Genomic DNA, 11593 nt, shown 5'->3' with positions numbered 1-11593 from the left:
GAGGGAAACGAGGGCCTTCCCATGGTGACAATGGTCCACCTGAGTGGACYGCACTGCAATGGCCAGTTCAAGTCGCCCTAAACCTCATCGCAATTGTCTTAACTCCTCAGGCGGATGAATGGGACGGCTCACGCGCAAACTCAGCTTCCAGCAGCCAATGGCGACGTCTAGAACGTGCCCTCCATCGAATGAGCAGTCGTTTCCCGACTCCACTGAAAATGCACGCCATCCTATTTCGGATGCGACAGGATGAACGCGGCCAATCTGCGGTCTACAAACACCGCCATCTCCGGACGGCGGATTCGTTGTTCAGACGAACAGCAGGCTTCTGCATTCGCATATTCTGTTGTCCCACTTCCGCGGTCTTCGCCGGGTCATGCGCGCGTGGGTTGTACCGTCGCAACGGATTCGAGCTGACTGGAGAACGCACAATCCTCGAGAACTGGGAGTGCATCGCACAGGTCACAATGGCCCTGCTCTGACTGTATGAGCCGCTGCACAGGGTCTGGCGGCCGGGGCCCTGGAGGGGCGTTAGCCCCCCCACGCCCACCAGGTCACCCTCCACTAGCCGATGTGCTTGCCGGCTATCCACGCCGCAGGCCAACACAGCCGCTTCCCTCACTGGTCCGGTTCGTAGCGGGAATTGAACCTTTCGGCGGTCATCGCGTAGCCATCGGTGCCGTCTTCGTTGTTGAACACGACGACGTCACCCCTGTCGTAGTAGGTGCGGCCTTCCTTGGTCACCACGCTGCCGGCTTCCGAGGCGACCTCAGCCCAGACCGGGGTGGATTTCACATAGGCACCGCGGTGGATCCGGCGGTAAGTGGCCGCAAAGACGTCCGCGTCGACGGTGTGAATGTCGCCGTCGTCGTCCACCAGCCAGTCCCCGGGCTTGCACTGCTGTTCGCCGCCCCACTTGCGGTAGCTGAACCCGTCGGTGTCCAGACGCAAAGGAATGGCGACGACGTACTGGTCCGGAAAGCGCCTGTAGCGTCGGAGCTCCCTCATAATAGCCCCTTCCGTTCACGCCTGCGGCAGGTCAAATACACTGCCAAAATCAGTTTCCCGCACATCCCGTGCCGCGGCCAGCCTGCCCAGCCGGTGGAGGGCCTCCATATTCCTCGGGGCATCCATCGCACTCAGCGAGGGGACGGTGTCCATAGCGGCAAGGGTTCCGTCCAGGGCGCGGACACTCTCCGGACGCAGGTCCACGTTATAACGCAGGTAACTCATCAACGGGGCACCGTTTAGAAGATCACCCTCCAGCTCCCCCAATTCCCGGTCAATCATCCTCGCGGTAGGGCTGGCGGACATCCACTGCAGCATTGTCTCCTGCAGCACGGCACAATCCTGCAGCACGGACTTCAGCGCCCGCACGGCATGACTGGCAGTCAGTTTTGCCATACTGACGGCAGGATCCACCGCGCCTGTCCCGACCGATACAAGCAGGAGCCTATCGGCACCGGTCTCCCAGCCCACACGGTAGCCTTCCAACGAGGCGTACATAAGCGCCTGCAGGGCAGGGTTGTTGAAGGGACTGACACCACCGTCGACGAAACTCCCGGTCACGGGCCTCACGCCGCGTCCGCCAGTGATGGAGATGGTTTCCGGCTGGAAATAGGACGGCGCAGCGGTGGAGGCCCGGACGACCTGCCACAGAGGATAGTCCCGGTTACCCATCCGGCCGTTGGCGCCAGCAACGAAATACCGTCCGCGGGGGTTGTTGCTCACCGGCCACGGACTGCCGCTGTCCAGGCGTTTGATGACCACCAGCAATCCGGTCAACAGCTCGTGGCCGCCCAAGGTGGTGTCCACACCGAAGAGATCCTTCAACTCGGAAACCAGAGCCCGCTCGTCGTACCTGGCACGCAGAAGTACCTGGCGCAACAGGTTTCGTTCAAACACCCGCCGCCCAAGGCCGAAATACTTGTCCCTGACTTCGCCAACGCTCCTGCCTTGGGCAAGAGCCGCTGCTATGATCGCCCCAGTCGACGTGCCTGCAATCAGGTCGAAGTAATGGCAAAGACGGAAGCCGTCGCCGCAGCCATGGCGTTCCCGCAGCAGATCCTCGACCTTTTCCAGAATCCCGAGGCTCAAAATGCCACGCAAGCCGCCGCCGTCAAGTGCAAGAATGCGCTTCGGCCTGCCATCACCGCCGAAATGCTCGTCCCGGGTCAGAATCTGGTAGGGCATCTGGACGCCTCTTCTCATGTGAGCCGCGTAACACCATGCTACGGGACGCAGATCCCCCGGGCACGTGCTTTCGGTGCAGCCACACTACTCAAAGCCGACCTGTACCTCCACTTCGCCCCAGAACTGCTTTGGCGATCCAGCCCTCTTGGAAATGCGGGAGATGGTTTCGGGACGGGGCGGAAATTGCTCTGCCGGAGGAATGGTATTCCATCACTCAAACAGATCCTTGGACGGCACAAACCCCAAGGCCTCGGCCTGCGACCAAACTCGTGCCGACCGGATGCAGGAGACAACAAGTCTTGGCGCGGCGCATAAGAGGTAACACCACGATGGCAGAGCGGGCTCCGACCAATCTTGGCGGACGCCAAAGTCCGTTCCTGACGCGGATACGAGAATCTTCAGGAGCTAAGTGATGATTCTGGGCCTGCGGACAAACGCCCTTGTGGGAAACTTCCCCAGCTCGTCAATTGCGTCGTGCACGACAGTGTCTGGCTGCTACCGCCGCAGCGGCACTCTGCTTCACGGAAACGGTGCTGGCACGGTAGTGCCCAATTCCAACGCGACGCAATATGGAGCCAGGGGTTAATGAAATCCGGAAGTAACCGCACCCCTCCCGCCGGAGCAGCCGTGCCACACCCGCCGAACATTCTTGGGCGACGCTCGGAGCGACGACTGACCGACCCTTTCTAGCCATTGGAGTATCACAAATGATAGGCATCATGTTTCGCGGTCCAAGCGACGCTCCAGCCCTCGCCGCCGGACTCGCGGTTGCCCACACCACCAGCCCTGCGTCCGCCACAGTCAACGGGGCGGAGGTCCGAAAGCCTATTACCGCGACATCAAACGCCATGGTGGGCTCCGGCAGCCCGGCCGCGCGGGAGCGCGTCAGGGACGCGGCGTATGACGCGGTAGAAAAGGTCCTGAACAGCCTGTTTCAGCCATTGAGCCCGAAGGCCCTCGCAACGCGGTGGATCGAGGCCGCCGATGCCATGGCGAAACACCTTGAGACAAATGACATCGGCCGACAGTAACGCGATTTCGGCGTGGTTGGCGTCCTGCTTGAGACCTCTGCTGCGGTCCTGTTTGGACCTCCAAGAGCATCTCAGCTTCTCAGCGGAGCGGGTCCTCTTCGCTCTTCTCGCCAGTCCCTGTGGTCAGCCAGCTTTCGACTAATTGCTTGTTGCTATTTGACTGCTGATAACCCTGGTGACGACGAGGCGCCGCGCTGCCCGTCCCGGGCTTATCACGCCTTAGTGTGCATGCTCTGTCCCGCAGACCTGCGCATGCTGTATCCAGCCAAGGGCGGCGGTTCTCTCGAAGTGGCCAATTGGGTTTCTGTAGTGATGAAACACCACTACCCAGAGACGCGCACTGAACTTTCGGACAAATGAGAAGGTCACTGCCGACGTGTCGATCCTGCTAAGCCTTTCCGCGCCTTCTGGCCTGTTCCACGGGGTCGCCCCCCCCAAGGGCGAGATCCGTGCTGGAACACCATGCCCTCGAGCAGCCCCTGGATGGTGGCGGTGGCACCGGAGATGTCGATGGTCATCCGGCCGTTGGCCATGGGGGCGTTGGTTATGTGCAGGTCGCCGTAGGAATCCGGGAGCACTGGATTCATCCAAAGGCCGCCGCGGGCAACGTCGGCGTAGTAGCCCATTAGGCTCTTGACCAGCATGATGGGGGGTGGTGGCGGCCCAAGCCTGGGGCCAGCAGGCCGTGGGGTAGGGCACGGGTTCGTCGAAGTGCTCGCGGCTGAAGCCGCAGAAAAGTTCGGGCAGCCGCCCCTCTGAGTACTCGGCCGCCTCCAACAGGGCCGTTGCGATGCGCTGCGCCTCGGCTATGAAGCCGTAGCGAAAGGGGTCCGCGAAGTCCGCCTCGACTTTAAGGGAAACGACGCACTCGACAGGGGTCGGTGAGTAGTTTCGGACGGTGAGCTGCTCCAGGATTCCGGCACCTTCCTCGCGGAGGCGTTCCACGATCAGCGGACTGTCCGCATACCCGTCCGAGCAGCGTCCGCGGCCGACAAAGAGGGCACGATACGGCTCCTGCGTCCTGGCGGCCAGCGACTCCAAGGGCTCACCATTAACGGTTAGATTCCAGCGGGACAGGATGCAGGTGTCCTCGAAGAAAACCCCGTGCGGGTACTCAGGCTGGAGATCGCCGTTCGCCGAGGAAATGCAAAAGGACGAACCCTCCACCAAGGTGACCGTCCCGGCGCCCAGAGGCCCGGCGGCAGTGTCAGCATTCCACCCAGCCATCCCGGTTCCTTCAAAGGATTGACTTCAACGCCTTCACGGCAGCGCACGCACCGTTATCGACCAGTCGATCTTCTGCCTTCATCTGTCCAACCGACGCTACGGCCGTGCACCAGATGATGCCGGCCCGGCGCGTTGACTCTCTAATGGGTGGTGGCTGGCCTGGCGACTAGCTGGCAGGATGGCTGCCAGTCCTGCTGAACGTGACTCTCGTTGACTCTGACCCCAGCAGTCTCGGAGAAGGCCTAACCAATGCCACCATGCCGCCACCCGCGAAGAAGCGCTGCCTTCAGCTGAGGTGCTTGGGGAACAGTGTCTGCTTCGGACGAAAAAGGATGACAATATCTCCGTATATGCCTGGACAGGTTAATCGCCAATTTTGGCCAACAATTTGCAATTCCTGACGTATCTGCGCGCGCCGATCACGCGCAGTCCCGTCTCTCACATGCTCTGCAACGAGACCGTCGGCGCTTGAGCGAAGGCGCTGGCATGCGATACCCAGGGTGGTACGGCCTGTAATCGGCATCCGCGCAAGGAACCACTCCCTGCGAGCGTTTGCCGCCTCCACGCATGCCCGGAGGTTGCCTAACGACGGGTGCAGCATCGGAAGGGAGAGCATTTACGGATCCGATTGGGTTTAGGCTGACCGCAATCAGGACTCTTCCAGTATTCGTCCGCGTGCTGTCCCATAAGCGTGCACGTTAACGTTCTTGTATCCATGACGAATGGAGGAACGTTGAAAGTGACAGATCTTCACTAGATTTCCTTTTGAATGGTTGCAGGTGGATTGATCTGGCGGAATTTTCGATTCCTTGAACCGGGACTTCCAGTCTGAGACCGCGCACGACCCACGGCTTCCGTGCTGGCACTGTTGTCCGCCCTTGCCGGCGCTCTCGCACCGACGGAGTCTTAGACGGAACTCGTTGTTGTTGGAAATGGGGAGGCGGTTTTCGGGGACGAGTGCATGTTGCTCAGCGGGATGAATGGTATTTGTTCATGACTCAACAGCATCTTTGGACGGCACAGACCCCCAAGGCCCTGATCGGCGACGAGACTCGTGCTGACCGGCTGCAGGAGTCAACAGGTCCTGGCGCGGCGCATAAAAGGTAGCACCATGACAGCAGAGCGGCAGCCGCCAAGGCTAGTTCCTGACAAAGGCAAAAAACCTCCAGGAGCTAAGTGATGATTCTGGGCCTATGTCAGGGCGCCAAGCACACCTGAGGGAAGCTGCCCCAGGTCGTCGATAACGTTGTGAATGACAGGGTCGGATTCGGGACACTACTGCCGCAGCGCTTTTCCGGGGGAGCCTGCTTCTCGGAAACCGTGYTGGCACGGTAGTGCCCAATTCCAACCCGGACGCAACATGGAGTTACCGGGTTAAACGAATCCGGAATCGGAATTTGGGCCTCTCGAGGTTTATCCATTTCCAATCAATCAGGACTGACACGGCTGCCCACGCTATGTGACACATGAGTCAAGGACGTCCACCCGATCATCGCCCAGGAGCGTGAATCAAATGTTTTCCAAAACAACACCAGCAAAAAAATCCCGAACTGCACGCCGCAAAATTGCTCTCATAGCCGCGGCTTCGCTCGCACTGACAACCGTTCCCTTTGCCTTGGCCGCCCCGGCCCAGGCAGCCACCACCCAAACTGTCTGCTCGGTCAAAGCAGAGAGGCCGGAATTTGCAGGCTACACCAAATACAAGGTCACGCTGGTCAACTATAAGATAAAGGTGTACTGCGCGAAGGCCCGGGACGTGCTCATCAAGCAAGAACGTTGGGAAGACGACTACACGTATCTCCCTCCCTTCAACGGCAACGATTTCTTGGGTGCATCGTCGTGGAACAACTACCGTGTTGAGGCCGGCAAGACGCTCACCATAAACAACGTCCGCACGCTCGTCAACGGGGAGGCCCTAGACGAGGAAGTCTTCCACAAGGCTTCCATCCAGGAAGGCTCGAGAGACCTTGGCATCTGGACGGGTTGGTCCAAGTGGAGTGTCAGCGCCAACCTCTCGATTTCATAACTGCCTCACAGCACGGCCGTCTGGTGGCTCGGATTGTAGCTCGTCTCGGTCGGCTGGCCGGTGGAATCAAGCGGCCAACGGACCTCCATGTGGGATTCGGGAATAGATCACGCTGTCTGTGACAGTTTGAGGTTTCGTTTGGTTGGTTGATCCAGGTTTTCTTGGGCCCCGGAATAAGAAAGAAGAGGGGCGGTCCACCAGGACCGCCCCTCTTCGGCCTATCTGGCCTATCTGGCCTATCTGGCCTATCTGGCCTATCTGGCCTATCTGGCCTATCTGGCCTATCTGGCCTATCTGGCCTATCTGGCCTATCTGGCCTATCTGGCCTATCTGGCCTATCTGGCCTATCTGGCCTATCTGGCCTATCTGGCCTATCTGGCCTGAGTATACGAAAACAACTGATCCCTGCCGCGTCCAGCAGCGTGGGTCTCGCGGCCATCCAGATCGCCAACATTGTGGGCGCCAAGCCGGTGGCCGTGACGCGGACCGGAGCGAAGCGCCAACAACTCCTCGATGCCGGCGCGTCAGCGGTTATCGCCACGGAGAGTGAAGACGTCACCGCCCGCCTGGACCAAATTACCGGCGGCGCCGGTGTGCAGGTCATCTTCGACCCGGTGGCAGGGCCACCGCTGGCTCAACTTATTGATGCAGTAGCCACCTATGCCACTGTTGTCATCTACGGCGCCCTCAGCAGCGACCCGACATCGCTGCCGGTCCTGTCAATGCTGGAAAAACGCATCACCATCCGCGGCTAAGACATGAACGAAGTGGACGCAGATGACAGCCACCTCCACAAGGCTGTCGCCTTCATCAGCGAAGGCCTCGAAAAAAGGGTCCTCACACCAACCATCGACGCGGTCTTTGACCTGGCCAACATCGCCGACGCCTACAGGTACCTCGCGTCCAACAGCCAGTTCGGCAAAGTCGTGGTCACCATCCCAAACACCGTCGCCTAGGGCGCCTATCGGATCCGAGTTCCGCGAGCATCTTTCGCGAGACACGAATGACTCTGGTGCCTGTACACGGGCTGAGCTAGCATGGCCAGCACCATCTCCAAGGCTGTAGTGCCGGAGCGCGGGAAGGGAGAACGGCGTGACCAATGAGGTACGCTTCAGCCGCGAAGAGGCAGGGGCCACACCGCCACCGGCGGACTTCGACCCGTTAACCGCCGACCCGAAGAGCTTGGCCAGATACGGTCTCCCCCGGCGACCCGATCGTCAGAGCCAGCCTGGGCTGTCCGCCCTGTGGGATCGGCAGGCACGCCGCTATCGCACGTTCGAACACCTGCAGGCGGAAGTGCCTCGACCACCGCAGACGGGGTCCGATATGGCGCCCGAAGCGTTGCTGCTGTACCCCGTCGGAACCTGTGGCTACACGCTCGACAGCTTCGGTGACCCGTTTACGACCCTGGCGGTCACCTGGACCGTGCCTAATTTGCGGCACACTCCCAACGCTCAAGGCCTCAATAAGTTTCGTACGTTCGTGGGTCTCGGATTCCTTGACGTACACGTCGAAATGACCGTCGACTCCACGAATAACGTCACAGCCACGATCACCGCCCTCAATGTCGATACGGTCGGGCTCCCGGTCCAACCCGGCGACGTGATTAGCGCGGGGATATGTCTTAGCACGTCCCCTCCCGGTAGGGCCACTTACGTCCTGGCGAACGAGACCAGGTCGCAGACGGTGAACTTCAGTTTCAATTCCGGGTTCCCGCCCGCCGTAACCGTCAACGCCGGGATCAGCCGGAGCACCGTCGACCACCCGTCGTCAAACCCCCTGGCACACTTTGGCGTCGTCTACTTCGACGAGATATCCGCCTATACGACAGCGGGGAGCCGCTCACTCACCGGCGGCGAAGCCGTTACGATGGTGGACCTTGACGGCTCCACCCTGGCCAAGCCGGTCCGCCTCAATGACTACGCGTTCAAGATCGTGCGTGTTGCCTGACCTGCCAAGTGGGAGTCGTCACCTACTCCATTGGCGAGAACGCGAAAACCGACGCCGCCAAGGATTCCGCCCCCCTCGACAACGTCGCCACGGAACAGACGGCAGTCGCAAAGTGCGAGCGGTGGTTGCGGGATCTCTACGACGACGGCGCGGGATTTAAGGTTCTGTCCCTCAGGACGGTGGGCAGCAGCCGGACGTATCAGACGTTCACCGTCGACGCCGTGGTCCAGCGCCAGGCCCCCGTGGATAAGAAGAAGTACCAGACCACTGAGCGGTGCAATGCGTACTGGTCCAGCCTTGATGACGCCTGGGACCGCTACATCGGCGCATCCGCGATGTGGGCCTGGCAGTTCGCCAAGATGCAGCACGCCGCGGATCTGCACGGGTGGACGCGCTTCGTGTCGATGCAGGACCAGTACAGCCTGATGCACCGTGAAGAGGAGCGCGAAATGTTCGGCCTCCTCTCTGACCAAGGCGTGGGAGGCATCCCCTACAGCCCGCTCGCGAAGGGACGGCTCGCCCGCCCGTGGGGCGGTGCCACCGCACGGGCGGCCAATGACCCCGTCGCCGAGCGGAGCTTCAGCGAAGCGGACAAGCCCATTGCCGACGCCGTTCAAAAGAATGCAGAAGCGCGGGGAATTCCCATGGCGCACGTGGCCTTGCGTGGGTGCTGAAAAACCCTGTCGTGTCCGCGCCGATTGTCGGGGCCACCAAGGAGCACCACCTCCCCGACGCGGTCGCCGCCCTCGCCGTGAAGCTGACAGACGACGAGATCAAAGCCATGGAAGAGCCCTATACGCTCAGGATGCCCGTCGGCTACTGAGCAAGGCTATTGCTCACTCATCCGTAGACAGGTGTGGCGGTTCCCTCCCAACAGGGAACCGCCACACCTTTCGACTTCGTTGCAGGCTTCAGCCCAGCCGGTACTCGGCTGCAATTTTTGCAAGGTGCCCGGGCCCGTTTTGCCGAATCCCAATGACCCGATGTGGAGTTCGTAAATCACCAGGTCTGTGAGCCGTACTGGCACCGGCAACCCCGCGGTGAACTCCTAGGACCAGAACTCGTCGTCGTTGATCTGCTTCGGCGGGTCGGTGGTCGGTTCGAACTCTTCGCGCACCACGTCCTGGTCGATGACGACGCTGCAGCTGACGCCGCCGTCCAGGGTATCCGGGCTCCCGTCCCACGGCTTGTCCTTCGGATTTATATCGCMGCGGCCGATCTGCCAGCGGGAGTGGATGTCCGTGCGAATCCGTGTGGCGCCTTGGGCGTTTTGGACGCGGTACATGTATGGCAAGCCGACATAGGACTGGAAGTCCAGCAGCGGATCGCTGGCCCAGATGCCGGCACCGATCTTCTTGAGCGGCACCACGGGACGGTTCGCGTCGATGCCGGTCCCGCCGTCGTCGATGTAGCCGTTGTCCTTCGCTCCGAAGACAACTTCAACGTTCTGCGCGTTGGGCGCCCAGACCGCGAACCTGAGTTGTTCCGCGCCGCCCTGGTAGAACTTCTGGGCGCCCAGGAACCGACTGAGCGTCAGAAAGTAGCGGGCCGTCGCCTGTCCTTCGGCCGCCGGCAGGATGGTGTGGCATTCCGGTCTGATCACCGCCAGGTCCGGGTCCTCGGTGACGATCCCCCATTGGTTCGCGCCCGCTGGCCCGTCCAGCCGGACGCCCCACCGGATCTCCTGGCCGGCCAGAGTGTCGTCGAAATTCACGGTCGCTTCGAAAGCCGGGCAGCCGTCATCCGCGACGATCTCCTGCATCGGTATATCGCCCCAGCTGTTCCACGTGCCCGACAGTTTGGCACTACGGAAAAGGCCCCGCTTGATGCCTGTGATGTAAGTGAACCGGACAGTGATCATGGGGTCCCCCATCGTCGTTGATTCTCCGGCGCCCCAGCCCAACAGGCACTAGGGTGCTCCGTCACCGTCCGGACTGTCAACGCATACTTGTTACCCCAGTGAGGGCCTTGCCGTTACCGGTGAGGCCGCGTTCCGCACACATGACGGGCATGACCCGTGAACCTGATCCCCGCGCCGACGACATCTCCACGAACGACTACTGCGCGCTGCTGCCCCGCCGCCGCCACTCGCACGAGGGCCGAGGCCGGGCGCTGCTGATGCCGCGCACCGCCCTGGTCGTCGTCCCCTTTCCGCGCCGAGAAGATGCGCCCGCCCGCCGAGTACACCCTGCCGGAGATGCACAGCAGGCTCAACGGCCCCGATCACCACTAGCCCGAAGGACGAGACCTAGACCCGGTTGAACACCATGCACCGGGTGACGAAACGTCCGTGTAGACGAGGCTTTTTACTCACGGGCTCTACGCACAACAGCAGCATCCACCATACGTGGGACCTTCGTACTCGATGCCACCGAGTTCAATCGTCATTCTGTTGACACTTGGCTGTTCGTCACTTGGCCGTTCGTTGATTGGCCGGTTGTCAATGGGGGCAAACTGCTTTAAATGTGGGGTTCACCTGCAACAGGGTGGCGTACTTCAAAGTGAACACAGACCGTACGGTTTCCAGGCCGTGCTGCTTGATGCCCTGTTGCAGGAAATCGAAAGCACCATACAGATGCCCGCATTCGCACTTTTTCGGTGTGAATCGAAAGTTGGGGAGGTCCAGGCCCAGTTCCAATTTGATGCGCTCACTTTCCTCTTCGGATACTTCCCTAAGTCCCCTGCTTCGGATTCTTTCTGGAGTCCAGTACCAATCCTTGACCGCCCGTGACTGCTCTTGCGTAAGGTAGAACGCGGCGGAAACATCGGCTAGGATAGCCGCCTTCACGACTTCAACCACGCCATCGTCCCCACCAGCCAACACTGCGTTGCCCGTGGCAGCGATAGCGTCGATCTCCGTAAGCATTGACTCATTCATAGCTTCTCACCCATCAAATAAGCGTGGCCTGGCTTGATTTAGCGTCGCGTAGGGGATCTAGACTCCACCCCGACTACAGGTTGTTCTATATCCGCCCTACTGAGACTCCTGACTCCGATGAAGCAGTTGTGCGGCACCCGCGAAAGTCCTTCACCGGGGCTATTCCCTGGCCCCCATTTGCCCGTTTACGACATGATAATTTCGATCTGCTCGGCGACTAAGTTCCAGAGGAACAGGCAACGGGTGCCCCGAATTCTGGGGTTACGCTCATCTGCGGATTGTGATCGG

The 11593-nt window shown here is 60.7% G+C and carries 10 protein-coding genes and 2 pseudogenes; 6 read left to right on the top strand and 6 right to left on the bottom strand.

Annotated elements, in window-relative coordinates:
- Positions 1 to 618: 618 nt before the first annotated feature.
- Both AC1D2F_RS10040 and AC1D2F_RS10035 read right to left on the bottom strand, forming a co-directional pair.
- Positions 619 to 1008 carry a hypothetical protein gene (locus AC1D2F_RS10040; protein WP_229994521.1) on the bottom strand — a complete coding sequence of 130 codons (390 nt, stop codon included), beginning with the start codon at positions 1006 to 1008 and terminating at the stop codon, positions 619 to 621.
- A gap of 15 nt (positions 1009 to 1023) precedes the next feature.
- On the bottom strand, positions 1024 to 2193 hold the full coding sequence (locus tag AC1D2F_RS10035) for a patatin-like phospholipase family protein (RefSeq protein ID WP_476966656.1): 1170 nt from the start codon (positions 2191 to 2193) through the stop codon (positions 1024 to 1026).
- 719 nt (positions 2194 to 2912) lie between these two features.
- On the opposite strand from AC1D2F_RS10035, the gene AC1D2F_RS10030 reads away from it, so the two are divergent.
- Complete coding sequence (locus AC1D2F_RS10030; RefSeq protein ID WP_364746466.1) at positions 2913 to 3224, top strand: hypothetical protein; 312 nt, start codon at positions 2913 to 2915, stop codon at positions 3222 to 3224.
- 365 nt (positions 3225 to 3589) lie between these two features.
- Here AC1D2F_RS10030 and AC1D2F_RS10025 read toward each other — a convergent pair whose 3' ends face one another.
- Together AC1D2F_RS10025 and AC1D2F_RS10020 are read right to left on the bottom strand one after the other, a co-directional pair.
- Positions 3590 to 3868, bottom strand: coding sequence for a hypothetical protein (locus AC1D2F_RS10025; RefSeq protein ID WP_476966662.1), 279 nt, complete (start codon positions 3866 to 3868; stop codon positions 3590 to 3592).
- Between the two features lie 178 nt (positions 3869 to 4046).
- Positions 4047 to 4451: pseudogene (locus AC1D2F_RS10020) on the bottom strand (glycogen debranching N-terminal domain-containing protein); the annotation flags it as partial.
- 1513 nt (positions 4452 to 5964) lie between these two features.
- Between AC1D2F_RS10020 and AC1D2F_RS10015 the strand changes: the two are divergent.
- The 5 genes and pseudogenes from AC1D2F_RS10015 (at position 5965) to AC1D2F_RS09995 (ending at position 9250) form a co-directional block, all read left to right on the top strand.
- Positions 5965 to 6477 carry a hypothetical protein gene (locus AC1D2F_RS10015; protein ID WP_364746464.1) on the top strand — a complete coding sequence of 171 codons (513 nt, stop codon included), beginning with the start codon at positions 5965 to 5967 and terminating at the stop codon, positions 6475 to 6477.
- 422 nt (positions 6478 to 6899) lie between these two features.
- A complete protein-coding gene (locus AC1D2F_RS10010; RefSeq protein ID WP_364746463.1) occupies positions 6900 to 7232 on the top strand; it encodes a zinc-binding dehydrogenase in 333 nt (110 codons plus the stop codon).
- Positions 7233 to 7235: 3 nt separating this feature from the next.
- Positions 7236 to 7433 (top strand): zinc-binding dehydrogenase, encoded by a 198-nt coding sequence (locus AC1D2F_RS10005; protein ID WP_364746461.1) that lies wholly within the window; start codon positions 7236 to 7238, stop codon positions 7431 to 7433.
- A gap of 370 nt (positions 7434 to 7803) precedes the next feature.
- Positions 7804 to 8427 (top strand): G1 family glutamic endopeptidase, encoded by a 624-nt coding sequence (locus tag AC1D2F_RS10000; RefSeq protein ID WP_364746459.1) that lies wholly within the window; start codon positions 7804 to 7806, stop codon positions 8425 to 8427.
- Positions 8428 to 8435: 8 nt separating this feature from the next.
- Positions 8436 to 9250 (top strand): annotated as a pseudogene (locus AC1D2F_RS09995) (aldo/keto reductase).
- Between the two features lie 225 nt (positions 9251 to 9475).
- On the opposite strand, the gene AC1D2F_RS09990 reads toward AC1D2F_RS09995, so the two are convergent.
- Positions 9476 to 10288: a hypothetical protein gene (locus AC1D2F_RS09990; RefSeq protein ID WP_476966655.1), complete on the bottom strand. Its 813-nt coding sequence runs from the start codon at positions 10286 to 10288 to the stop codon at positions 9476 to 9478.
- A gap of 579 nt (positions 10289 to 10867) precedes the next feature.
- Positions 10868 to 11293 (bottom strand): hypothetical protein, encoded by a 426-nt coding sequence (locus AC1D2F_RS09985; protein WP_364746455.1) that lies wholly within the window; start codon positions 11291 to 11293, stop codon positions 10868 to 10870.
- Positions 11294 to 11593 lie beyond the last annotated feature (300 nt).

It is taken from the genome of Arthrobacter sp. P1_B3 (assembly GCF_056406615.1).
This window is presented reverse-complemented; position numbering and strand designations above follow the sequence as displayed.